Annotated in this window: 25 protein-coding genes; 22 read left to right on the top strand and 3 right to left on the bottom strand. The window is 66.3% G+C overall.

Annotation, left to right across the window (positions count from 1 at the left end):
- Window positions 1-21 precede the first annotated feature (21 nt).
- A complete protein-coding gene (locus tag KDK82_RS32940) occupies window positions 22-165 on the bottom strand; it encodes a hypothetical protein (RefSeq protein WP_014386447.1) in 144 nt (47 codons plus the stop codon).
- Between the two features lie 309 nt (window positions 166-474).
- Between KDK82_RS32940 and KDK82_RS31140 the strand changes: the two genes are divergently transcribed.
- The 22 genes from KDK82_RS31140 (at window position 475) to KDK82_RS31035 (ending at window position 19,822) form a co-directional block, all read left to right on the top strand.
- Window positions 475-1,956, top strand: coding sequence for a glutamine synthetase family protein (locus tag KDK82_RS31140; protein WP_088167156.1), 1,482 nt, complete (start codon window positions 475-477; stop codon window positions 1,954-1,956).
- Window positions 1,957-1,975: 19 nt separating this feature from the next.
- Window positions 1,976-2,746 carry a type 1 glutamine amidotransferase gene (locus KDK82_RS31135; protein WP_088167155.1) on the top strand — a complete coding sequence of 257 codons (771 nt, stop codon included), beginning with the start codon at window positions 1,976-1,978 and terminating at the stop codon, window positions 2,744-2,746.
- 44 nt (window positions 2,747-2,790) lie between these two features.
- The gene (locus tag KDK82_RS31130) at window positions 2,791-4,137 is read left to right on the top strand and encodes a Rieske 2Fe-2S domain-containing protein (protein WP_051705517.1); all 1,347 of its coding nucleotides are present in this window, start codon (window positions 2,791-2,793) and stop codon (window positions 4,135-4,137) included.
- A complete protein-coding gene (locus tag KDK82_RS31125; protein ID WP_014386451.1) occupies window positions 4,134-4,778 on the top strand; it encodes an aromatic-ring-hydroxylating dioxygenase subunit beta in 645 nt (214 codons plus the stop codon). The genes KDK82_RS31130 and KDK82_RS31125 overlap by 4 nt, the downstream gene beginning before the upstream one ends.
- Before the next feature lie 16 nt (window positions 4,779-4,794).
- Window positions 4,795-5,802 carry a ferredoxin--NADP reductase gene (locus KDK82_RS31120; protein WP_035884258.1) on the top strand — a complete coding sequence of 336 codons (1,008 nt, stop codon included), beginning with the start codon at window positions 4,795-4,797 and terminating at the stop codon, window positions 5,800-5,802.
- Between the two features lie 47 nt (window positions 5,803-5,849).
- Window positions 5,850-6,752 carry a LysR family transcriptional regulator gene (locus KDK82_RS31115; protein WP_029310294.1) on the top strand — a complete coding sequence of 301 codons (903 nt, stop codon included), beginning with the start codon at window positions 5,850-5,852 and terminating at the stop codon, window positions 6,750-6,752.
- Window positions 6,740-7,138 (top strand): 2Fe-2S iron-sulfur cluster binding domain-containing protein, encoded by a 399-nt coding sequence (locus tag KDK82_RS31110; protein ID WP_014386454.1) that lies wholly within the window; start codon window positions 6,740-6,742, stop codon window positions 7,136-7,138. Before KDK82_RS31115 ends, KDK82_RS31110 begins: the two co-directional genes overlap by 13 nt.
- Window positions 7,139-7,159: 21 nt before the next feature.
- A complete protein-coding gene (locus tag KDK82_RS31105) occupies window positions 7,160-8,104 on the top strand; it encodes a catechol 2,3-dioxygenase (protein ID WP_008328854.1) in 945 nt (314 codons plus the stop codon).
- A 144-nt stretch (window positions 8,105-8,248) separates the two neighbouring features.
- Window positions 8,249-8,680: a heme-binding protein gene (locus KDK82_RS31100; protein WP_034350336.1), complete on the top strand. Its 432-nt coding sequence runs from the start codon at window positions 8,249-8,251 to the stop codon at window positions 8,678-8,680.
- A 25-nt stretch (window positions 8,681-8,705) separates the two neighbouring features.
- A complete protein-coding gene (locus tag KDK82_RS31095) occupies window positions 8,706-10,160 on the top strand; it encodes a 2-hydroxymuconic semialdehyde dehydrogenase (protein WP_035884259.1) in 1,455 nt (484 codons plus the stop codon).
- Window positions 10,161-10,429: 269 nt separating this feature from the next.
- The gene (locus tag KDK82_RS31090) at window positions 10,430-11,296 is read left to right on the top strand and encodes an alpha/beta fold hydrolase (protein ID WP_008328861.1); all 867 of its coding nucleotides are present in this window, start codon (window positions 10,430-10,432) and stop codon (window positions 11,294-11,296) included.
- Window positions 11,297-11,319: 23 nt separating this feature from the next.
- Window positions 11,320-12,105, top strand: coding sequence for a 2-oxopent-4-enoate hydratase (dmpE, locus tag KDK82_RS31085; protein WP_008328863.1), 786 nt, complete (start codon window positions 11,320-11,322; stop codon window positions 12,103-12,105).
- Between the two features lie 19 nt (window positions 12,106-12,124).
- Window positions 12,125-12,913: a 2-oxo-3-hexenedioate decarboxylase gene (dmpH, locus tag KDK82_RS31080; protein WP_008328869.1), complete on the top strand. Its 789-nt coding sequence runs from the start codon at window positions 12,125-12,127 to the stop codon at window positions 12,911-12,913.
- A gap of 25 nt (window positions 12,914-12,938) precedes the next feature.
- Complete coding sequence (locus KDK82_RS31075; protein WP_008328872.1) at window positions 12,939-13,541, top strand: hypothetical protein; 603 nt, start codon at window positions 12,939-12,941, stop codon at window positions 13,539-13,541.
- Complete coding sequence (locus KDK82_RS31070; protein ID WP_008328873.1) at window positions 13,538-14,341, top strand: SDR family NAD(P)-dependent oxidoreductase; 804 nt, start codon at window positions 13,538-13,540, stop codon at window positions 14,339-14,341. The genes KDK82_RS31075 and KDK82_RS31070 overlap by 4 nt, the downstream gene beginning before the upstream one ends.
- 32 nt (window positions 14,342-14,373) lie before the next feature.
- Window positions 14,374-15,288 (top strand): acetaldehyde dehydrogenase (acetylating), encoded by a 915-nt coding sequence (locus KDK82_RS31065; protein ID WP_008328875.1) that lies wholly within the window; start codon window positions 14,374-14,376, stop codon window positions 15,286-15,288.
- Between the two features lie 13 nt (window positions 15,289-15,301).
- Complete coding sequence (gene dmpG, locus KDK82_RS31060) at window positions 15,302-16,342, top strand: 4-hydroxy-2-oxovalerate aldolase (RefSeq protein ID WP_008328878.1); 1,041 nt, start codon at window positions 15,302-15,304, stop codon at window positions 16,340-16,342.
- A 12-nt stretch (window positions 16,343-16,354) separates the two neighbouring features.
- Complete coding sequence (locus tag KDK82_RS31055; protein ID WP_008328880.1) at window positions 16,355-17,332, top strand: tripartite tricarboxylate transporter substrate binding protein; 978 nt, start codon at window positions 16,355-16,357, stop codon at window positions 17,330-17,332.
- Complete coding sequence (locus KDK82_RS31050) at window positions 17,290-17,541, top strand: 2-hydroxymuconate tautomerase (RefSeq protein WP_256974595.1); 252 nt, start codon at window positions 17,290-17,292, stop codon at window positions 17,539-17,541. The genes KDK82_RS31055 and KDK82_RS31050 overlap by 43 nt, the downstream gene beginning before the upstream one ends.
- A 63-nt stretch (window positions 17,542-17,604) precedes the next feature.
- Window positions 17,605-17,832 carry a cis-(methyl)benzoate dihydrodiol dehydrogenase gene (locus tag KDK82_RS31045; RefSeq protein ID WP_008328886.1) on the top strand — a complete coding sequence of 76 codons (228 nt, stop codon included), beginning with the start codon at window positions 17,605-17,607 and terminating at the stop codon, window positions 17,830-17,832.
- 43 nt (window positions 17,833-17,875) lie between these two features.
- Entirely contained in the window at window positions 17,876-19,264 is a 1,389-nt protein-coding gene (locus KDK82_RS31040) for an amidase (protein ID WP_008328889.1), read from the top strand.
- 42 nt (window positions 19,265-19,306) lie between these two features.
- A complete protein-coding gene (locus tag KDK82_RS31035; protein ID WP_012478197.1) occupies window positions 19,307-19,822 on the top strand; it encodes a 2-keto-4-pentenoate hydratase in 516 nt (171 codons plus the stop codon).
- A 274-nt stretch (window positions 19,823-20,096) separates the two neighbouring features.
- Here the strand turns inward: KDK82_RS31035 and KDK82_RS31030 are convergent, their stop codons facing one another.
- The gene (locus KDK82_RS31030) at window positions 20,097-23,066 is read right to left on the bottom strand and encodes a Tn3 family transposase (protein ID WP_088167154.1); all 2,970 of its coding nucleotides are present in this window, start codon (window positions 23,064-23,066) and stop codon (window positions 20,097-20,099) included.
- A 2-nt stretch (window positions 23,067-23,068) separates the two neighbouring features.
- Window positions 23,069-23,629: a recombinase family protein gene (locus tag KDK82_RS31025; protein ID WP_003055107.1), complete on the bottom strand. Its 561-nt coding sequence runs from the start codon at window positions 23,627-23,629 to the stop codon at window positions 23,069-23,071.
- Window positions 23,630-23,655 lie beyond the last annotated feature (26 nt).

The following is a 23,655-nucleotide window of genomic DNA, read 5'->3' as shown; positions in this document are numbered from 1 at the left end:
AAAGATGGGTTCGCGGAACGCTTACAGCGCATCGACCGTGTCGCTGATGAAGTAGGCCAGGTGCCCCGCAGGCAGCCAGTCCTGCAGCGATGCGGACAGCAGCATCTCTTGTTGCGGTTCGTAGGGGCGGTAACTTATGGCCATGCAGCTTGAACGCTCACTCATGTGCGCAGGTCATCAGGGGATTCCCTGCTTCTGCCGCCCACGCTCCTAGCCTGCCGCGTGGCTCCTAGCGTTGCCGTAGGGCTCGAAGTGGCGGGGGGTGGTTGAAAAAACCATTGCATCACTCGCATTTTTGCGAATAGGTTTCGCATGTTTTTCCTTTCAGGTTCTCAGGAAATCAACATAATTTTGATCTGCGACAAAGATCAATTGGCAAATTTAATGCGTGCTGAACTGATCTGGTGGCAGATGGTTGGGTAATTCGTTAATTCTAAACAACCGGCATCTATGCCGGAAAACCCGGAGACAAAAATGAGCCAGAAATTCATTGATCGGCACGGCTTGTGGTCCGACGCCCAGAAGGCGGCGGCCGTTGAAGTGCTGAAGAAAATCGAGCAGGACGGCATTCAGATGATTCGCCTCTCATGGCCGGATCAATATGGTCTGCTGCGCGGGAAAATGCTGTCGGTGGCAGCCTTGCGCTCCGCATTCGGCAGCGGCTCGGAAATCACCATGGCGCCCTTTTTCTTCGACACGGTCAGCACCTTCGTGTTCAATCCCTTTTCCTCGGATGGCGGGTTTGGCAACCCGGAGTTGGCGGGCAGCCCTAACGTGGTGATGGTGCCCGACCCCACCACCTTCCGCGTGCTGCCCTGGGCTGATCGCACGGGCTGGATGCTGGCCGATCTGTACATGCGTAGCGGTCGGCCCTTCCCGCTGAGCCCGCGTGCCCTGTTGAAGAAAGCGCTGGGGCAGTTGGCGGATCTGGGCTATGACTTCCATGGTGGCCTGGAGGTGGAGTGGTACTTGACGCGCATCGTCGACCCCTGCCTGGAGCCCGAGACGCTGGGTGGCCCCGGCACACCGGCGGCACCGCCCAAGGTGATGCCGGTCGCCAAGGGCTACTCCTATCTGCTCGAAAATCACTTGGACGAGGTCGAACCCATCATGGCCGAGGTGCGCCAGCACCTGCTGACGCTGGGCATGCCGTTGCGCAGCATCGAGGATGAATTGGGGCCCAGCCAGATGGAGACCACCTTCGACGTCATGTCCGGCCTGGACATGGCCGACACCATGGTGTTGTTCCGCAACGCAGTCAAGCAAATCTGTCGGCGGCGCGGTTACCTTGCCAGTTTCATGTGCAAACCCAAGATTGAGGGTTTCATTGCCTCGGGCTGGCATCTGCACCAGTCGCTGGCGGCGCGCGACTCCGGCGTCAATGCCTTCGTTCCGCAGACGGGCGAGCCGCTGTCGGCGCTGGGCCGGGCCTATGTCGGTGGCCTGCTCAAACATGCCTGTGCGGCCTCCAGCTTCACCACCCCCACGGTTAACGGCTACCGACGCCGACGCCCGTTCTCTCTGGCCCCGGATCGGGTGACCTGGGCCGAGGACAACCGCGCCGCCATGGCGCGCGTGATCGCCGCCCCAGAAGACTCAGCCAGCCGTGTGGAAAACCGGGTCGGCGAGCCGGCGGCCAACCCCTACCTGTATCTGGCCTCGCAGCTCTTCTCGGGGATCGATGGCATTCGTCGCCAACTCGATCCCGGCCCTCTGCAGGAAACGCCCTATGCCGCCGACGTTCCGATCCTGCCGCGCAACCTGGCCGAGGCGCTGGACGTGCTGGAGGGCTCCAGCTTCTTCCGCGAAGCCTTCGGCGAAGAGTTCATCCACTACTGGCTGCACCTGCGGCGCAGCGAATGGGCGCGCTTCGTGGCCGCCGAAGGCGCCGACGTGGACATGGCGGGCGACCCCGTCACCGACTGGGAGCATCGCGAGTACTTCGAACTGTTCTGAACTGAACCAGGTAACGCTCATGCTCATAGACACCGTGAAGAAGAAATATGCCGTGCTCTGGTGCACTGAAGTACCCGGAGACGAGATCTTGCAGGAAAAAATGATCGCCACTTTCGGTCGCGCGGGCGAGCAGTGGGACGTGCTGGAACCCGCGCGCGACGGCTTCCTGGAGCGGGCGATGGGCTACGACGGCTACGTCATCAGCGGCAGCCCAATGTCGGTAGTGGACGATGCCGATTCGCTCCTGGTGAGCAACCTGCTGGCGCTGATTCGCCGCGTTAGCGACGAGGCAGGCTCACCCCTGATCGGGCTGTGCTTTGGCTCGCAGGCCATCGCGGCGGCCCTAGGTGGACGGGTTGCCAGGAACCCGTCAGGGCGCTTCAAGCTGGGGGTCGATGCCCTGCGCTGGGACCCCGTCGCCGTTGAGCTGCTGGGCGCGGCGCTGGCGCAAGCGCCCAGCGTGCTGGTGCAAAGCCACGGCGAATGCGTGGCGGCACTGCCGCCGGGCAGCGTCCTGCTGGCGTCGTCGCAGACCATCCCCCACGAGGTGTTCTTGGTGCAGGGCCGCATCTTGGGCATCCAGGGGCACCCCGAGGTGGACCGTCAGTTCCTGAAAGACAAGTTCATGGCCTACCACCGCGCGCTGTTCGACGACGAGCAGTGGGCGCACGTAGAACAGGAAGCCAGCCAGCCTCTGTCTCCCGACGCCGTCATCGCGCTGGGCCGCCGCTTACTGGACGAAGGCGCCCTGGCTCCCGCGGCTGTGCCCACGCTTACCGAAACAACATGAACTGAAGCCGCGATTTTCAGATTCAACCGAATTGCGAGAAAACGATGAAAGTAATTCATATTGCCGCCGTTCCGGCCGGGGAATCCGCCGCCGATGAATGGGACGACCTGGTGCAGCCAGACCGTGTACACCGCCGCGTCTATACCGACCCCGCCATCTTTGCCCGCGAAATGGACCATGTGTACGCCGCCAGCTGGGTGTACTTGGCCCATGAAAGCGAGATCCCCGAGCCCAACGATTTCCGGCAGGCCTGGCTGGGCACCCGCGAGGTCATCGTGACTCGCGACGAAGAGGGGCAAATTCGCGTGTTCTCCAACCGTTGCTCGCACCGCGGCGCAACCGTCTGCCGCGAGCACCAAGGAAACGCCGCCAACTTCACCTGCCCCTACCACGGCTGGCGTTTCGACAACCGAGGTCAGTTGTTCGGCATTCCCGGCAAGAACGCCTATGGCCCGGCCTTCAAGGCGCGCGACATGCACCTTGCGCGGCCTGCGCAGGTGGCGTCGTACAAGGGCTTCATCTTCGCTACCCTGAACTCCGAGGCGCCGCCCCTGGCCGAGCACCTCGGCAATGCCACACGCTATCTGGACGCCTGGATCGAGCACAATGGGGGCGCTCAGAACATCGTCTTGGCCGGCGCTCAGCGCTTTCGCGTCGGCTGCAACTGGAAACTGGTCTGGGACAACGCGGGCGACGGCTACCACGTGCCGTTCTCGCACCAGTCGCTGCTGGTGATGACCAAGGAACGCTACGGTGGCGGCGACATGGCCTACTTCGCCGACGCCGACCGCTCCCGCATGAGCAACAACGCGCTCGACAACGGGCATACGGTGATCGACCAGCGTCCCGAGATGCACGGCAACTCCGCCTGGCGCGAGCAGCGCCCGCAGCCGGGGCGTGAGCCCTACGAGGCCCACGTGGCCGCCACCCACAGCCGCGATCAGGCCCAACGCGTGCTCGACACCACTGTCGGGGCGGGCATGAACCTCAACATCTTTCCCAATCTGGCGCTGATCGGCAACCAGGTGCAGGTGATCCAGCCTCTGGCGGTGGGCGAAACCTCGGTAAGCTGGCATGCCACCCGGCGCAGAGACGTGGACGCAGAGGTCAACACCATGCGCCTGCGCACGCAGGAGGATTTCCCCGTCATGGGCGAGATGGACGACGCCGCCAACTTCGAAGAGTGCCAACGCGGCCTTATGAACAGCCCCGAGGACGAATGGGTGGACATGGGTCGCCACTGGGAGACCGGCAAGGATGTGCCCGGTCCCGATGGCGTGGTCAGCGGCCCGGTGACCACAGACATTCACATGCGCAACTACTACGCTCAGTGGAAGCGGCTGATGCAAGCCCGCCCGACGCTGCAAATGAACAAGGGGAAGCTGCCATGAACGCCGCCCAGGATCTGGCCCAAGCTGCCGCCGTTCCGGCCTACCGCCACCAGCCTCCCTCGCTCTACGTGGTGCCGGCGTTCTACGACTGGCTTCTCGCCGCTTCGGACGACCTGGCCCAGGCCGCCGTGCGCACCCAGGGCGCTGACGCCGCGCAAACGCAGCAGGTGGCACAACTACTGACACTGGAAGCTCGCCTGCTCGATCAGGGCTCGATGGACAAGACCGCCTACGAGCGCTGGCTGGCGTTGTATGGCGAGGAATGCGCCTATTGGGTGCCGGCGGGCGCGCCCGCGCCCGACCCGCGCCAATACGTCACCTTGGAATTCCACGACCGGCGCCGTCTGCTCGACCGTGTGAGCCGCCTGGGCACCGGGCTGGCCTTCTCGCAGTTCCCGACTTCGCGCACGGCGCGGCACTGGGGCGGACTGGAAGTGTGGCCCAGCCCGGACCGTGGCAATGAATGGCGCGCGCGCTACAGCTTCACTCTGGCCGAGTCACGCGAGGGCCACAACCGTGTGCTCGCGGGCTGGAACGGGTTCGTGCTGCGCCAGAGCGCCCAGGGGCTAGTCATCGTGCTCAAGCAGGTCAACCTGATCGACAGCGACTGCCTGCAGGGCAACAACTCGTTCTTTTTGTGAGGGGAGGTGGCAGCGCATGAAACTAGCACATTCTCTTACCGTCACCGCTGTTTCACCGCAAGGCAGCGACGCCATCCTGCTGAGCCTGGGCGTGGACGGCGGGCAGCGGCAGCATTTTTCCTTCCAGTCTGGCCAGTACCTGACGCTTGCCGTCCCCGTGCAAGGCGATGAACATTGGCGCTGCTATTCGATCACCAGTGCGCCCGAGGATGGGCAGGCGATCAGCGTGCTGGTGCGCCGCGTGGCGGGTGGGCGCGTCTCCAATTGGCTGTGCGACCACGCGCGAGCGGGCCAACGATTGCAGGTGCTTCCGCCCGCCGGGCGCTTCACACTGGCGCGGCATGGCCAACCAGTGCTGTTGTATGCCGGCGGCAGTGGCATTGCGCCCATCTTCGCGCTGGCGCGCGAAGCGTTGCTGCAAGGCGCGCCCCAGGTACGGCTGTTCTACGCCTGCCGCGACCGAGCCACGGCCATGCTACTGGCTGAGTTGCAGGCGCTACAGGCGGGTAGCGGGCAGCGGCTGGAGATACGCCACTGGTATGACGCCGAACAGGGCCTGCCCACGCAGGCGCTGCTGGAGGCGCAGACCCAGGGCCTTGAGGCTGCTGACGCCTACCTTTGCGGCCCCGAGGCCTTCATGCACTCCGTTCTGGCTGCGCTGGCAGCGGCTGGGATCGAGCCCAGTCGCGTCTACCGCGAGGACTTCGGCGCTGCGCTGGAGGGCGCGGTGGAAACGGGCGCCGAGGGTCCCGACGCCGAGCTGACGGTTCAGCTCAAGGGGCAGACGCATACCGTGTCGGTGCGCGGCGGGCAATTCCTGCTGGGCGCCATGCTCGACGCCGGGCTGGCCGTCCCGCACGCTTGCCGGGTTGGCGAATGCGCCTCCTGCATGTGCCGCCTGGTGGACGGCGAGGTGCTGCGGCTCGACAGCTCGGTGCTGGACGAAGACGATGCTGCAGAAGGCTGGCTGCTGGCCTGCCGCACGCGCGCCGCCAGCGCCCAGGTGCGGCTGCGCTTTTCCTGAACCTGCAAGCCCCAGAAAGCCTGAAGCCATCGATGAAAGCATGCACCATGACCCGAGACGGCACCACCACACCTCCATGGGACCTGATCCGCGCCTTCCTCGCGCTGGAGCGCCACGGGAGCTACGAAGTTGCAGCCGACATGGAAGGCATCGACGACTCCACCCTGCGCCGGCGCATCCGGGTGCTGGAGCAGCGCTTCGGTCGCACTCTGTTCGTGCGCAGCGAGGCCGGCTGGAAAGCCTCGGCCGACCTGCACGCGCTGGTCAGCGCTGCCCAGCACATGGAAGAGGCGGCGCGCAGCTTCTCTCAGAATCACCAGGAAGGCGCGGGCGTGGTGCGCATCAGCCTGATGGACGTGTTCGCCAAGCGCTTTGCGCCAGTATTCGTCGCGCTGGGGGAGAAATTTCCTCGGCTGCTGCTCAACATCACCACCGAGACGCACTTCGTCAATCTGGAGCAAGACCAGGTGGACATCGCCGTGCGGCTAGCACGGCCTGTGCGCAACAGCAATTCCCTGCGCGTACGCAAGATCGGTGCGGTGGCCGTGGGCGCTTACGCCAGCCGCGCGTACCTGGCGCGCCACGACACGAGTGCGTCAAATCCCGCGTTTGTCGACGACCACGACCTTCTGGCCATGAACTTGCAGTTCTTCCACCAGGATCACAACTTCACCTACGCCAACCTGGACTGGGCCAAGTTCGGCCTGACGGGCAAGGTGCGCGTGCAGTCGGACAGCTTCGTGCCCATGGCGCACCTGTGCGCGCTGGGCCACGGCGTGGCGCTGCTGCCCAAGTTCGTTGCCGCTGACTATCCCGAACTGGTGCCGTACCCCGAAAAGCTCTTCTTCGAAACGGAGCTGTGGCTGGTCAGCCGCTTTGACTTGCTGGCAGCTTGGCAGCGCGAATTGGCCGACAGGCTGCAGGAAGAAATGGCGACATGGCCTCAATGACCTCGCTCCCTGTCCTGACCACCAGCCCGCGCTTGGCGGCGCTGCCGGTCACTATCGCCAACGTTGGCCTCAGCTATGCCTGCGCCGGCAATGAAAGCCTGCTCACCGGCATGGTCCGCCTGGGCCGCAAGGGCATCCCGGTGGGTTGCGTCAACGGCGGCTGCGGGGTCTGCAAGGTCCGCATCGTCGAGGGACAGATCAAGGCCCTGGGGCCGATCAGCCGTGCACACGTGACGCTCGACGAAGAGAACCAGGGCTACACGCTGGCATGCCGCGTGGCACCCCAGACGCCGGTGAACCTCGAAGTGGCCGGCAAGTTGAGCAAACCGTTTTCCAAGGGGCGCGCAGAGTCTGCGACTGCCAGCCCTTCGATTCAGCAGCAGTAACCAACCACCAGGAGACACAACATGGGTGTGATGCGCATCGGGCACGCGAGCCTGAAAGTGATGGACATGGACGCCGCCGTCCGGCACTACGAGAACGTGCTGGGCATGAAGACCACCATGAAGGACAAGGCGGGCAACGTCTACCTCAAGTGCTGGGACGAATGGGACAAGTACTCGGTCATCCTGACCCCGTCGGACCAGGCCGGCATGAACCACCTGGCCTACAAGGTCGAGAAGGAAGCCGACCTTGAAGCGCTGCAGCAGAAGATCGAGGCCTGGGGTGTGAAGACCACCATGCTCGACGAAGGCACCTTGCCCTCGACCGGCCGCATGCTGCAGTTCAAACTGCCCAGCGGGCACGAAATGCGCCTGTATGCCAGCAAGGAGTTTGTCGGCACCGACGTGGGCAACATCAATCCCGACCCCTGGCCCGACGGCCTCAAGGGCGCGGGCGCCCACTGGCTGGACCACTGCCTGCTGATGTGCGAGATGAATCCCGAGGCCGGCATCAACACCGTGGCCGACAACACCCGCTTCATGACCGAGGCGCTGGACTTCTTCCTGACCGAGCAGGTGCTGGTCGGACCCGAAGGCAACATGCAGGCGGCGACCTGGATGGCCCGCACCACCACGCCGCACGACATCGCCTTCGTCGGTGGGCCGCGCAGCGGCCTGCACCACATCGCCTTCTTCCTGGACTCGTGGCACGACGTGCTCAAGTCCGCCGACGTGATGGCCAAGACCAAGACGCGCATCGACGTGGCCCCCACCCGCCACGGCATCACGCGCGGCGAGACGATCTACTTCTTCGACCCGAGCGGCAACCGCAACGAGACCTTCGCCGGCCTGGGCTATCTGGCCCAGCGCGACCGGCCGGTGACGACCTGGACCGAAGACCAACTGGGCAGCGGGATCTTCTATCACACGGGCTATCTGGTGCCGTCTTTCACCGAGGTGTACACGTGATCACCCCCCTGCGCCACTGACGCGGCTTCCCCCCTCTCTGGCGCGCCTTCGGCGCTTGGAGGGGGGACGGCACCTGAGGCCCGGCGGAGCCGGTTCCTCGGTGCCCCTCGAACTGGAGTCACCTTTCTCTCGCCGCTTCTTCTTATGACATCCGCTCTCTCTGTTCCATCTTCCGTCATCACCGCATCTGCGGCTTCGTTGGCCTGTCAGGCGGCGGTGGCGCATGCGGAGGCATCGGGCATTCGCATCAACGTGGCCGTGACCGATGCCTCGGGCACGCTGACCGCGTTTCTGCGCATGCCCCATGCGTTTCTGCATTCGATCGACATCGCGATCGACAAGGCCTACACCGCGGCCAGCTTTGGCTTCCCCACCTCGCAGTGGGGCGGCGTGATCGGCGACGACGAGCTGCTGCGCATCGGCCTGAACCAGCGCCAGCGCCTGGTGCTGTTCGGTGGCGGCCTGCCCATCGTGGCCGGTGGCCAGCGCATCGGCGGCATCGGCGTGTCCGGCGGCTCGGCCGAACAGGACGAAGCCTGTGCCCGCGCCGGCCTGAAGGCCCTGGGCCTCGACTGACTTTTCTTTTCCTTCCTCACGCACCATGAAACAGTTCCTGAACTTCATCAACGGCGATTTCGTCGCCACCGCCAAGACCTTCGAAAACCGCAACCCGGCCACCAACGAGGTCGTAGGTCTGGTGCACGAGGCCGGTCAGGCCGAGGTCGACGCGGCCGTGGCCGCGGGCCGCGCCGCGCTCAAGGGCGAGTGGGGCACGATGAGCGTGGTCAAGCGCGCCGAACTGCTGCACGCGGTGGCCGACGAGATCAACCGCCGCTTCGACGACTTCCTCGCCGCCGAACTGGCCGACACCGGCAAGCCGCGCTCGCTGGCTTCGCACATCGACATCCCGCGCGGCGCCGCCAACTTCAAGATCTTTGCGGACATCGTCAAGAACGTGCCGACCGAGAGCTTCCAGATGACCACGCCCGACGGCGGCACTGCCATCAGCTACGGCCTGCGCACACCCCTGGGCGTGGTCGGCGTGATCTGCCCCTGGAACCTGCCGCTGCTGCTGATGACCTGGAAGGTCGGCCCGGCCCTGGCCTGCGGCAACACCGTCATCGTCAAACCCTCGGAGGAAACCCCCGCCACCGCGACCCTGCTGGGCGAGGTGATGAACGCGGTCGGCGTGCCCAAGGGCGTGTACCAGGTGCTGCACGGCTTCGGCCCCGGCTCGGCCGGCGAATTCATCACCAAGCACCCGGGTGTCAACGGCATCACCTTCACCGGCGAGACCCGCACGGGTGAAGCCATCATGGCCGCCGCCGCCAAGGGTGTGCGCCCGGTGTCGTTCGAACTCGGCGGCAAGAACGCCGGCATCGTGTTCGCCGACGCCGACTTCGACAAGGCCATCGCCGGCATCACCCGCAGCGCCTTCGAGAACTGCGGCCAGGTCTGCCTGGGCACCGAACGCGTGTACGTGCAGCGCCCGATCTTCGACAAGTTCGTCGCCGCGCTGAAAGAAAAGGCTGAGGGCCTGAAGATCGGCGGCCCCGACATGCCGGGCGTGGGCATCGGCCCGCTGATCTCGGCCGAACACAAGCAGAAGGTCATGGGCTACTACGCCAAGGCCAGGGCCGAGGGGGCGACCGTCGTCACCGGCGGCGGTGAACCGGCCATGACGGGCGAGTACGCCAACGGCCACTTCGTGCAGCCCACTATCTGGACCGGCCTGCCCGAAAGCGCCAGCGTGATCCGCGAGGAGATCTTCGGCCCCTGCTGCCACATCGCCCCCTTCGACACCGAAGAGGAAGCGATTGCGCTGGCCAACGCCACCGACTACGGCCTGGCGACCACCGTGTGGACGCAGGATCTGGGCAAGGCGCACCGCATGGCCTCGGCCATCGAGGTCGGCCTGTGCTGGATCAACAGCTGGTTCCTGCGTGACCTGCGCACCGCCTTCGGCGGCAGCAAGGCCTCGGGCATCGGCCGCGAAGGCGGCGTGCACTCGCTGGAGTTCTACACGGAACTCCGCAACGTGATGGTGAAGCTGTGATCTCCCCCCTGCGCCGCTGCGCGGCTTCCCCCCTCCGTTGCGCGTCTTCGACGCTTCGAGGGGGACGCCGCCTGTGGCCCGGCATAGCCGGTTCCACGGCTGCCCTGGACGAACGGCCTCGTGCGCCGACAGCGAGTGGGCCGGGGCGACTGGTGCAGTGAAGTAAAGGAGGAGGCGAGCGCGCAGCGACCGACGGGGGACATGAACGGAACCAGTCGTCCCGGCCCACTCGCCGCCCCTTCAAAGCAAAGACCTCAAGGACAAGACACATGAATGCCCCACACAACCCTGAAATTGCGCTGAGCGTTCGCACAGGCAGCTTCAACACCAACGTGCACGACCTCGGCAGCTCCAAGCCGGGACAGCCTCCGGTGCTGTTCATCCACGGCTCCGGTCCGGGTGTAAGCGCCTGGGCCAACTGGCGCCTCGCCATGCCGGTCATCGCCAAGGATCGGCGAGTCATCGCGCCCGACATGGTGGGCTTCGGCTACACCGACCGCCCCGCCGGCATGACCTACAACATGGACACCTGGGTCCAGCAGGCGCTGGATGTCATGGACGCGATGGGCGTCGAGAAAGCCGACGTGGTCGGCAACAGCTTTGGCGGCGCGCTCTCGCTGGCGCTGGCGATCCGCGCGCCGCAGCGCGTGCGCCGCCTGGTGCTCATGGGCTCGGTCGGTGTGCCCTTCCCGATCACGCCGGGCCTGGACGCGGTCTGGGGCTACGAGCCCTCGCTGGCCACCATGAAGCGCCTGCTGGACATCTTCGCCCACAGCCGCGCGCTGGTCACCGACGAGCTGGCCGAGCTGCGCTACCAGGCCAGCATCCGCCCCGGCTTCCAGGAATCCTTCTCGGCCATGTTCCCGGCCCCGCGCCAGCGCTGGGTCGACGCCATGGCCAGCCCCGAATCGGCGATCCGCGCGCTGCCGCACGAGACGCTCATCGTCCACGGCCGCGAGGACCAGGTGATTCCGCTGCAGACCTCGCTCACGCTGAGCCAGTGGATTCCCAACAGCCAGCTGCACGTGTTCGGCCACTGCGGCCACTGGACGCAGATCGAACACGCCGCGCGCTTCGCCCAGCTGGTGTCGAACTTCCTCGCCGAAGCCGACGCGCAGGGCGCCGCGTCCGCCTGACCCCTTTTCCCACACAGAACACCATGGACAACTCCAAGATCCAGCACTACGGCGACGAGCTCTACCAGTCGCTGCTCGACCGCCAACCCGTCGCTCCGCTGACCGACCGCGAAGCGGACATCACCATCGAGGACGCCTACCAGATCCAGCTGCGCATGATCCAGCGCCGGCTGGACGCGGGCGAGCGCGTGGTGGGCAAGAAAATAGGCGTGACGAGCAAGGTCGTGATGGACATGCTCAAGGTCAACCAGCCCGACTTCGGCCACCTGCTCTCGGGCATGGTCTACAACGAAGGCCAGCCCATCCCGGTGAGCAGCATGATCGCGCCCAAGGCCGAGGCAGAGGTCGCCTTCATCCTGGCGCGCGACCTCGAAGGCCCCGGCGTCACCGCGGCCGACGTGCTGCGCGCCACCGACTGCGTGATGCCGTGCTTCGAGATCGTCGACTCGCGCATCAAGGACTGGAAGATCAAGATCCAGGACACCGTGGCCGACAACGCCTCCTGCGGCGTGCTCACGCTCGGCGGCCTGCGCAAGAGCCCGCGCGACCTCGACCTCGCGCTGGCCGGCATGGTGCTGGAAAAGAACGGCGAAATCATCAGCACGTCCTGCGGCGCATCGGTGCAGGGCTCGCCGGTCAACGCGGTGGCCTGGCTGGCCAACACGCTCGGCCGTCTGGGCATCGGCCTCAAGGCCGGCGACATCATCCTCTCTGGCTCGCAGTCGCCGCTGGTGCCGGTGGTCGCGGGCGACAGCCTGTATTGCAGCGTCGGCGGCCTGGGCGGCACGTCGGTGCGTTTCGTCGCCTGAGCGGGAAGGAAACAACCACATGAAACTCGACAAGAACACCCTCGCCCAGCTCGCCGAGCACCTGGAAAACGCCGAGCTGAAGGCGCACGACGTCACCAAGATCACCGACGACCACCCGGACATGGACTGGGACGACGCCTACGCGATCCAGGACCTGATCCGCGCGCGCAAGGAAAGCCGTGGCCACAAGACGGTGGGCCTCAAGTGCGGCCTGACCTCCTACGCCAAGATGAAGCAGATGGGCGTGGACACGCCGGTCTTCGGCTTCGTCAGCGACTACATGGCCTGCGCCGAAGGCAGCGACATCAAGACCTCCGAACTCATCCACCCCAAGGTCGAGGCCGAGATCTGCGTCGTCACCAAGGCGCCGCTCAAAGGTCCGGGCTGCCACGTCGGCGCCGTGATGGCCGCGATCGACTTCGTGATCCCCGGCGTGGAGATCATCGACAGCCGCTACCGCGACTTCAAGTTCGACCTCAAGAGCGTGATCGCCGACAACACCTCGGCCTCGCGCTTCGTGATCGGTGGCCGCGCCCGTCGTGTGGAAGACCTGGACCTGCGCACGCTGGGCGTGGTGCTGGAGAAGAACGGCCAGATCGTGGCCATGGCCGCCGGCGCCGCCGTGATGGGCCACCCGGCCGCCGCCATCGCCGCCCTGGCCAACCACCTGGGCGCGCGCGGTCAGGAGATCCCGACGGGCAGCTTCATCATGACCGGCGGCGTGACCGAAGCCATTGCGGTGCAGGCCGGCGACAGCGTGAACGTGCGCTTCCAGGACCTGGGCACGGTTGGCATGCGATTCGTCTGAGCGCCGCCCTGAGCCGCCTGCACCCATGAACGCACCCGCCACCCCGTCGCGCGCCGTGACCGTGCTGGTCACGCGCCGGGTCGCACCCCAAGGCGTGGCCGGCTTCGAGACGGCCATGGCCGGCATGATCGAGGCAGCGACCCACTTCCCCGGCCACCTGGGCGGCCACCTGGGCGGCCAGCTGGTGCGCCCTGGCGAGGCCGGCGGCGGCGACGAGCCCCTGCTCTACCACGTGGTCTTCGCCTTCGACAACGAGGCGCACCTGGCCGCCTGGCAGGACTCGCCCGAGCGGGCCCGCTGGCTCGCGCAAGTCGCACCCCACACCGTCGGTGCGCAGGAGATGCGCCGGGTCAGCGGGCTGGACTACTGGTTCGCGCCGGCGGGCAGCACCACCAAGGCGCCGCCGCGCTGGAAGGTGGCGATCGTGACTTGGCTGGGCATCTTCCCGACCGTGCTGCTGCTGTTCCTCACCGTGGCGCCGCTGCTGGCCGACTGGCCGCTGGTGCCGCGCACCATGGTCATCACCGTGCTGGTGGTGGTCCTCATGACCTGGGTGGTGGCGCCGCGCCTGACCCGCTGGCTGGCCGGCTGGCTGCACGCCCGTCCGCCCGTAGGAGGGCGCCCATGAGCCCGGCACCACGCCCCCTGGCGGGGCAGACCGCCTTCGTCTCGGGCTCGACCGCTGGCATCGGCCTGGCCATCGCCCAGGCCCTGCTGGCCGACGGCGCCCATGTGGTGCTCAACGGCCGCGGCGAGGCGTCGGTGCAGCGCGCCCTGCAGACCCTGCGCCAACAGCACCCGCAGGCCGAGGTGTCGGGCATCGCCGCCGACCTGGGCACCGCCGCCGGCTGCGAGCAGGTGGCGACCCGGCTGGCCGATGTGGACATCCTGGTCAACAACCTCGGCATCTTCGAGCCCAAGCCCTTCGAGCAGATCGCCGACGCCGACTGGCAGCACCTGTTCGAGGTCAACGTGATGAGCGGCGTGCGCCTCGCCCGCGCCGCGCTGCCCGGCATGCTGACGCGCAACCGCGGCCGCATCGTCTTCATCTCCAGCGAGTCGGGCATCTGCCCGCCGGCCGAGATGGTGCATTACGGCATGAGCAAGTCGGCCCAGCTGTCCGTGGCACGCGGCCTGGCCGAGTGCTGCGCCGGCACCGCCGTCACGGTCAACAGCGTGCTGCCCGGCCCCACGCTGACCGAAGGCGCACGCGCTTTCTTCGACACGCTCGCCGCGCAGCAGGGCCTGAGCTTCGACGAAGCCGCGGCCCGCTTCTTCCGCGACGCGCGCCCCACCTCGCTGCTGCGCCGCTTCATCCGCCCCGACGAGGTGGCGGCCATGGTGGCCTACGTCTGCAGCCCGCAGGCCAGCGCCACCACCGGCGCCGCGCTGCGGGTGGACGGTGGCGTGGTGCGCACGCTCACCTGAACCTTTTTTCTTCTTCCCCCAGGAGTCAACCCATGACCAAAAAAATCAAGTGCGCCCTGATCGGGCCCGGCAACATCGGCACCGACCTGCTGGCCAAGCTGCAGCGCAGCCCCTTGCTCGAACCCGTGTGGATGGTGGGCATCGATCCCAACTCCGACGGTCTCAAGCGCGCCAAGGAGATGGGCATCAAGACCACCGCCGAGGGTGTGGACGGCCTGATCCCGCACATGAAGGCCGACGGTGTGCAGATCGTGTTCGACGCCACCAGCGCCTACGTGCACGCCGAGAACTCGCGCAAGGTCAATGAGCAGGGCGCGATGATGATCGACCTCACGCCCGCCGCCATCGGCCCCTACTGCGTGCCGCCGGTCAACCTCAAGCAGCACGTCGGCCAGCGCGAGATGAATGTGAACATGGTCACCTGCGGCGGCCAGGCCACCATCCCCATGGTCTACGCGGTCAGCCGCGTGCAGCCGGTGAGCTACGGCGAGATCGTCGCCACCGTGTCCAGCAAATCGGTCGGTCCCGGCACGCGCAAGAACATCGACGAGTTCACCCGCACCACGGCCGGCGCGGTCGAGAAGGTGGGCGGCGCCAAGAAGGGCAAGGCCATCATCGTGATCAACCCGGCCGAGCCGCCGCTGATCATGCGCGACACGGTGCACTGCCTGGTCGAAGGCACGCCCGACGAGGCCGCGATCACGAAGTCGGTGCACGACATGATCAAGGAAGTGCAGAAGTACGTGCCGGGCTACAAGCTGGTCAACGGCCCCGTCTTCGACGGCAACCGCGTCTCGGTCTTCATGGAGGTCGAGGGCCTGGGCGACTACCTGCCCAAGTACGCCGGCAACCTGGACATCATGACCGCCGCCGCCGCGCGCACCGCCGAGATGTTTGCCGAAGAAATCCTGAAGGGCGAGCTCGTGCTCGAACCCGTCGCCGCCTGATCCGGAGCACCCCATGAGCCAGCAAAAAATCACCCTGCACGACATGACCCTGCGCGACGGGATGCACCCCAAGCGCCACCTGATGACGCTCGAACAGATGAAGAGCATCGCCTGCGGCCTCGACGCCGCCGGTGTGCCGCTGATCGAGGTCACCCACGGCGACGGCCTGGGCGGCTCCAGCGTCAACTACGGCTTCCCGGCCCACTCCGACGAGGAGTACCTGGGCACCGTGATCCCGCTGATGAAGCAGGCCAAGGTCTCGGCCCTGCTGCTGCCCGGCATCGGCACCGTCGACCACCTGAAGATGGCGCACGGCCTGGGCGTGCACACCATCCGCGTGGCCACGCACTGCACCGAAGCCGACGTGAGCGAGCAGCACATCACCTTCGCCCGAAAGCTCGACATGGACACCGTGGGCTTCCTGATGATGGCCCACATGAACAGCCCCGAAGGCCTGGTGAAACAGGCCAAGCTGATGGAGGGCTATGGCGCCAACTGCATCTACATCACCGACTCGGCCGGCTACATGCTGCCCGCCGACGTGAAGGCCCGCCTGCAGGCCGTGCGCGACGCGCTCAAGCCCGAGACCGAGCTGGGCTTCCACGGCCACCACAACCTGGCCATGGGCGTGGCCAACTCGGTCGCCGCCATTGAATGTGGCGCCACCCGCATCGACGCTGCCGCCGCCGGCCTGGGCGCGGGCGCAGGCAACACGCCGATGGAAGTGCTGGTCGCCGTGCTCGACCGCATGGACGTGCAGACCGGTGTGGACGTCTGGAAGATCCAGGACGTGGCCGAAGACCTGGTCACGCCCATCATGGACTTCCCGATCCGCATCGACCGCGACGCGCTCACGCTGGGCTACGCCGGCGTGTACGGCAGCTTCCTGCTGTTCGCCAAACGCGCCGCCGTCAAGTACGGCCTGTCGGCGCGCGACATCCTGGTCGAACTGGGCCGCAAGAAGATGGTCGGTGGCCAGGAAGACATGATCGAAGACACGGCCATGACCATGGCTCGCGCGCGAGATGCGCGCGAGCAGAAAAAAGCGGCCTGAGGAACGCACCCTATGCAACGCAGAGATTTCATCGCCTCCGTGGGGGCCGGCCTGGCCCTGGCACCCGCCGCTGGTTGGTCGCAGGACGCCTACCCCGCCCGTCCCGTCAAGCTCATCGTGCCCTTCCCACCGGGTGGACCCACCGACATCATGGGCCGCACCGCCGCCAAGGCCATGGGCGACGCGCTGGGCCAGTCCTTCGTGGTCGAGAACAAGGCCGGCGCCGGCGGCAACATCGGCACCGACGCGGTGGCCAAGGCCGCACCGGACGGCTACACCATCGGGCTGTCGGCCATCAGCAGCCTGGCCATCGCGCCCTACCTCTACGACAAGCTGCCGTTCCAGGTGGAAAAGGACTTCGCCCCGATCTCGCTGGTGGGCACCACGCCCTGCGTGATCGTCGTGCACCCGAGCGCACCGTTCGCCGACCTCAAGGGTCTGGTGGCCTACGCCAAGGCCAACCCGGGCAAGCTCGGCTACGCCACGTCCGGCATCGGCACCAGCAACCACCTGGCGGCCGAGCTGCTGCAGTCGGTGGCCGGCATCGAACTCACCAACATCCCCTACAAGGGGTCGAGCCAGATCGTGCCGGACCTGCTCTCGGGCACGGTGATCATGAGCATGGAAAGCTCGCTGGCCACCACCTTGCAGCACATCCGCAGCGGCAAGCTCAAGGCGCTGGCCGTCACCTCGCCCACGCGCGCCAAGGCCCTGCCGGACGTACCGACCGTGGCCGAGTCCGGTTACCCCGGCTTCGCGGTGGAGACCTGGTTCGGCCTGGTCGCCCCCGCCGCCACCCCGGCCGCCGTCGTGCAGAAGCTGCACGACGCCTGGGCCAAAGGCGCCAAGACCGCCGAGGCCCAGGCCGCGTTCGACAACATCTCCGGCAACCTGCGCGTCACCACGCCCCAGGAGTTCGACGCCTTCATCAAGGCCGAGAACAACCGCTGGGGTGCCCTGATCCGCAAGCTGGACATCAAAGCCAACTGACCCAGGAGACCACCACCATGCCGTTCGCACAGATCTACATACTCGAAGGCCGCACGCCCGAGCAGAAGAAGGCCGTGATCGAGAAGGTCACCCAGGCGCTGCACGAGGCCATCGACGCGAAGAAGGAAACCATCCGCGTCTGGATCCACGAAATGCCCAAGGAGAACTGGGGCATCGCGGGCGTCAGCGCCAAAGACCTCGGCCGCTGACCAGGACCGGAATCGCCGCCCAGCGCTACCAGGGGCGCGTGGTGCAGGCGGCCCTGCAGGCCCATGGCCGCGTCGACGCGTCGGTGCACAACGTGGGCGGCACCATCTGGGTGCGTCTCGCCCGGTGCCATCGACAACGGCCAGCGCATCGTGCCGCGCAACCCGCAGCCGCTGAGCGAGGCCGAGACCGGCTGGATGAAAGCCATCTACACCCAGTTGCTGCGCGACACGCCGATGAACCGCCTGGGCACACCAGAAGAGATCGCCGCGGACTTGGCGGCCGGGTGGTGACAATGGGACACACCCTGTTCACCACACCCCGAGGAGAAGGCCCTTGAACGCTGCCCACCTGTCGCTGGCCGAGCACGCCGCCCGCCTGCGCCGCCGCGAACTGACGGCGGTGGCCCTGATCGACACCTGCGCGCAACACCACGCGCGCATGGAACCCCGGCTCAACGCCTACAAGACCTGGGACGGCGCGCGCGCCCGCAGCGCCGCCGCTGCGGTCGACACCCTGCTGGACCAGGGCCAGGACCTGGGCCCGCTGATGGGCTTGCCGGTGTCGGTGAAGGACCTGTACGGCGTGCCCGGCCTGCCGGTGTTTGCGGGCAGCGACGAGGCCCTGCCCGAAGCCTGGCAGGCGGCCGGCCCGCTGGTCGCGCGGCTGCAGCGGCAACTGGGCATCGTGGTCGGCAAGACGCACACGGTCGAGTTCGCGTTCGGGGGTCTTGGCGTCAACGCCCACTGGGGCACGCCCCGGAACCCCTGGTCACCCCACGAGCACCGCGTGCCAGGCGGGTCCAGCGCGGGCGCGGGCGTCTCGCTGGTGCAGGGCAGCGCCCTGCTGGCGCTGGGCACCGACACCGCCGGTTCGGTGCGCGTGCCCGCGTCCATGACCGGACAGGTGGGCCTGAAGACCACCGTGGGGCGCTGGCCGGTCGAAGGCATCGTGCCCCTGTCGTCCTCGCTCGACACCGCGGGCGTGCTCACCCGCACGGTGGAAGACCTGGCCTACGCGTTCGCCGCCCTCGACACAGAGAGCCAGGGCCTGCCCGCGCCTGCCCCGGTGCGCGTGCAAGGACTGCGCGTCGGCGTGCCGACCAACCACTTCTGGGACGACATCGACCCGAGCATCGCCGCCGCCGTGGAAGCGGCCGTTCAGCGCCTCGCCCAGGCCGGCGCGCAGGTGGTCCGGTTCCCGCTGCCGCACTGCGAGGAAGCCTTCGACATCTTCCGCCGCGGCGGCCTCGCAGCGTCCGAACTCGCGGCCTACCTCGACCAGCACTTCCCGCACAAGGTGGAGCGGCTGGACCCGGTGGTGCGCGACCGCGTGCGCTGGGCCGAGCAGGTGTCTTCCGTCGAGTACCTGCGGCGCAAGGCCGTGCTGCAGCGCTGCGGCGCGGGCGCGGCCCGGTTGTTCGACGACGTCGACGTCCTGCTCACGCCCACCGTGCCCGCCTCGCCGCCGCGGCTGGCCGACATCGGCACGGTGGAGACCTACGCGCCGGCCAACATGAAGGCCATGCGCAACACCGCCATCAGCAACCTGTTCGGCTGGTGCGCGCTGACGATGCCCGTGGGCCTCGACGCCAACCGGATGCCGGTGGGCCTGCAGCTGATGGGGCCGCCGCGCGCCGAAGCGCGGCTGATCGGCATCGCGCTCGGCATCGAGGCCCTCATCGGCCAGGGCCACGCGCTGCTGGGCGCGCCCGACCTGCCATAGCCGGCGCGCCCCACCCTCAACCTTTCCAGGCGGAGCCCCCCCATGACCCAGACGCCCAACCAACTCGCCGAAGCGATCTGGGCCGCCCGCCAGGCCGGTCGGACACTGGACGCCGCAGCCACCATCGGCACGCCCGACCTCGCCACCGCCTACGCCATCCAGCGCGCGCTGCTCGGCCTGCGCCTGGCCGCCGGCGAGCGCGTGGTCGGGTGGAAGCTGGGTTACACGTCGGAAGTGATGCGCCGCCAGATGGGCATAGCCCGGCCCAACATCGGGCCGCTGACCGACCGGATGCTGCTGAACTCGGGCGACGCGGTGCACGAGCGCCTGGTGCAGCCGCGGGTCGAACCCGAGATCGGGCTGCGCCTCCAAACCGCCCTCGACGCGCGGCACGCGCCCGTCGACCGCCACACCGTGGTCGCCGCCGTGGAGGGCGCCTACGCCTGCCTCGAAGTCGTGCACTCCACCTGGACAGGCTACCGCTTCAACCTCGAACAGAACACCGCCGACAACTCGTCCGCCGGCCAGGTCGGGGTCTCCTCGTTTTCAGTGCAATAAGTGACGGTACGAAAAGCTAGCACTGGCGCGGAGGTGGTGTTGGTAGATCGTTGATTTCATTGACTTTCCTGTTCACTTTCAAATCTGCGATTCGTGGCGTCAAACCGTGGTCGGTTTCATCCATTGGTGCCAGTTATCGATGCATTTGGCCGCGAAGGCAGGATTTGGTCAGCATAGCGGTCAACCGGGAAGCGAAACACACCCCGCAAGTTGATGCTCTCCAGCCTGGTGGGCGCAATCTGGGGTCGCCTCAGAAAACGGAAAATAAAGCACGCTAAGCCGGTTGCAACGGTCGTAGCGGCCTGAACTTGCCCGCGCCGATCTTGGCGCTGCTGCGCCAGAGGTAATCGCCGGTCAGGTTGATGTGTTCCCAGCCGAGCGGCGACAGGTATTGCAATAGCGCGTCATCGACAGCATGCCCGTTGCCACGCAACGCATGTGCTGCGCGCTCCAGATAGACCGTGTTCCACAACACGACGGCCGCCGTCACCAGGTTGAGGCCGCTGGCCCGGTAGCGCTGCTGCTCGAAGCTGCGGTCGCGGATTTCGCCCAGACGGTTGAAGAATACGGCGCGGGCCAGCGCGTTGCGCGCTTCGCCCTTGTTCAGTCCAGCGTGGACGCGGCGGCGCAGCTCCACGCTTTGCAACCAGTCCAGGATGAACAGCGTGCGTTCGATGCGCCCCAGCTCGCGCAGGGCGATGGCTAAGCCGTTCTGGCGCGGATAGCTGCCGAGTTTCCGAAGCATCAGCGAGGCTGTCACCGTGCCCTGCTTGATCGAGGTCGCCAGCCGCAGAATTTCATCCCAGTGGGCACGAATAGCCTTGATGTTCAGCCTGTCGCTGCTAATCATCGGTTTGAGCGCGTCATAGGCGGTATCCCCCTTGGGGATGAACAGCTTGGTGTCGCCCAGGTCACGGATGCGCGGCGCAAAGCGGAAGCCCAGGAGATGCATCAGGGCAAAGACGTGATCGGTGAAGCCTGCCGTGTCGGTGTAGTGTTCCTCGATGCGCAGGTCGGACTCGTGGTACAGCAGGCCGTCAAGTACATAGGTCGAGTCGCGCACGCCGACATTGACCACCTTGGTGTGGAACGGCGCGTACTGGTCGGATATATGGGTGTAGAAGGTTCGCCCAGGGCTGCTGCCATATTTCGGGTTGATGTGACCGGTACTCTCGGCCTTGCTCCCGGTTCGGAAGTTCTGGCCGTCCGACGATGACGTGGTGCCGTCGCCCCAGTGTTCGGCGAAGGGATGCCGGAATTGGGCGTTCACCAACTCGGCCAGCGCTGTCGAATAGGTTTCGTCGCGGGTATGCCAGGCTTGTAGCCAGGCGAGCTTGGCGTAGGTCGTGCCGGGGCAGGACTCGGCCATCTTGGTCAGGCCCAGGTTGATCGCGTCGGCCAGGATGGTGGTCAACAGCAGATTTTTGTCCTTGGCCAGATCGCCCGATTTCAGGTGCGTGAAGTGGCGGGTGAAGCCCGTCCACTCATCGACCTCCATCAGCAGCTCGGTAATCTTGACGTGCGGCAGAATCATGGCCGTCTGGTCGATCAATGCCTGCGCGGTGTCGGGCACCGCAGCATCCAGCGGCGTGATCTTCAAGCCCGATTCGGTGATGATGGCGTCCGGTAGGTCGTTGGCCGCCGCCATGCGATTGACCGTGGCAAGTTGCGCTTCCAGCAACTCCAAGCGCTCGCTCAGGTACTGGTCGCAATCGGTGGCCACGGCCAGCGGCAATTCGCTGGACTGCTTGAGGCTGGCGAACTTCTCGGGTGGCACCAGGTAGTCCTCGAAGTCCTTGAACTGACGTGAACCCTGTACCCAGATGTCGCCCGAGCGCAACGCGTTCTTAAGTTCCGACAGTGCGCACAACTCGTAATAGCGTCGGTCGATGCCGGCGTCGGTCATCACCAGCTTCTGCCAGCGCGGCTTGATGAAGTTGGTCGGTGCATCAGCGGGCACCTTGCGGGTGTTGTCGATGTTCATGCCGCGCAGCACCTCGATGGCGTCGAGCACGTCCTTGGCGGCGGGCGCTGCTCGCAGCTTGAGCACGTCGAGGAATTCCGGCGCGTAGCGGCGCAAGGTGGCGTAACTTTCGCCGATGCGGTGCAGGAAATCGAAGTCATCGGGCTGAGCGAGCTTCTGCGCCTCGGTGACGCTTTCGGCGAAGGCATCCCAGGACATGACGGCCTCGATGGCGGCGAACGGATCGCGGCCAGCTTGCTTGGCCTCGATCAGCGCCTGGCCGATGCGCCCGAACAGCCGCACCTTGGCGTTGATCGCCTTGCCGGATGCCTGAAACTGCTGCTGATGCTTGTTCTTGGCGGCGTTGAACAGCTTGCCCAGGATGCGGTCGTGCAAGTCGATGATTTCGTCGGTGACCGTGGCCATGCCCTCGATGGCCAGCGCCACGAGGGTGGCGTAGCGCCGTTGCGGCTCGAACTTGGCTAAGTCGGCGGGCGTCATCTGGCCACCCTCACGGGCGATCTTGAGCAGGCGGTTCTGGTGCACCGACCGCTCGATACCGGAAGGCAGATCGAGCGCCTGCCACGCCTTGAGGCGTTCGATGTGTTCCAGCATGTGCCGCGAGTTCGGTTTAACCGGCGACTGGCGCAGCCAGGCCAGCCAGGTCGTCTTGCCGTTGTCCCGGCGCCTGAGCAGATCGTCGAGGCGGCGGCGATGCGTGTCCGACAGTGGTTCGGCCAAGGCGTCATAGATGCGCCGGTTGGCGCGAGTGATGGCCTCGGCGCTAGCGCGCTCGATGGCGTTGAGCGCGGGCAGGATGATCGACTGTCGCCGCAGATGCTCAACCAAGGTGCTAGCCAGCACGATGCCTTTGTCGGTTTGCATGGCCAGGTCGGTCAGCGTGTGCACGGCCTGCCGGTAGTGGCTCATGGTGAACGGCTGGAAGCCAAACACCGTTTGCAGCTCGACCAGGTGCTCGCGCCGGGTCTGCTCCCGCTGCCCGTAGTCGTCCCAGCTTTCGACGCCGACCTTGAGCTGGTCGGCGACCAGTTTCAGTAGGGGCAAAGACGGCGCCTGATCGACACCAAGGAAGATTCCGGGAAAGCGCAGGTAGCAGAGCTGCACGGCAAAGCCCAAGCGATTCGCAGGCCCGCGCCGCTGGCGGATGATGGAGAGATCGGTATCGCTGAACGTGTAATGTCGAATTAGGTCGTCCTTGGTGTCCGGCAACGCCAACAGGCTTTCCCGCTCGGCGGCGGACAGTATGGAACGACGAGGCATATTTATTGATCCAATTTCAAGTATTGATACAGGGTCTCCCGGCTGACACCAAATTCACGGGCCAGCTTCGCTTTTTGCTCGCCCGCCGTGACGCGCCGTTTCAGTTCAGCAATCTGTTCACCGCTCAGAGACTTCTTTCGGCCTCGGTAGGCTCCGCGTTGCTTAGCGAGCGCGATGCCTTCGCGCTGCCGCTCACGGATCAAGGCCCGCTCGAATTCGGCGAATGCCCCCATGACCGACAGCATCAGGTTCGCCATCGGTGAATCCTCGCCGGTGAAGGTCAGGCTTTCCTTGACGAACTCGATGCGCACGCCGCGCTTGGTCAGCTTTTGTACGAGGCGGCGCAAGTCATCGAGGTTGCGCGCCAAGCGATCCATGCTGTGAACCACCACGGTGTCGCCTTCGCGCACGAAGGCCAGCAGCGAATCAAGCTCGGGCCGCTGGGTGTCCTTGCCCGACGCCTTGTCGGTGAACACCCTGCCGACTTCGACATGCTCCAGTTGCCGCTCCGGGTTCTGGTCGAAGCTGCTGACCCGGACGTAGCCGATGCGTTGACCCTGCAAGATACCTCCAAATACGAAAGTGTCAG

The organism is Delftia sp. K82, from assembly GCF_002193035.1.
Taxonomy (GTDB): domain Bacteria; phylum Pseudomonadota; class Gammaproteobacteria; order Burkholderiales; family Burkholderiaceae_C; genus Comamonas; species Comamonas acidovorans.
The sequence above is the reverse complement of the archived record's forward strand: the minus strand, read 5'-3'. Positions and strand labels throughout refer to the sequence as shown.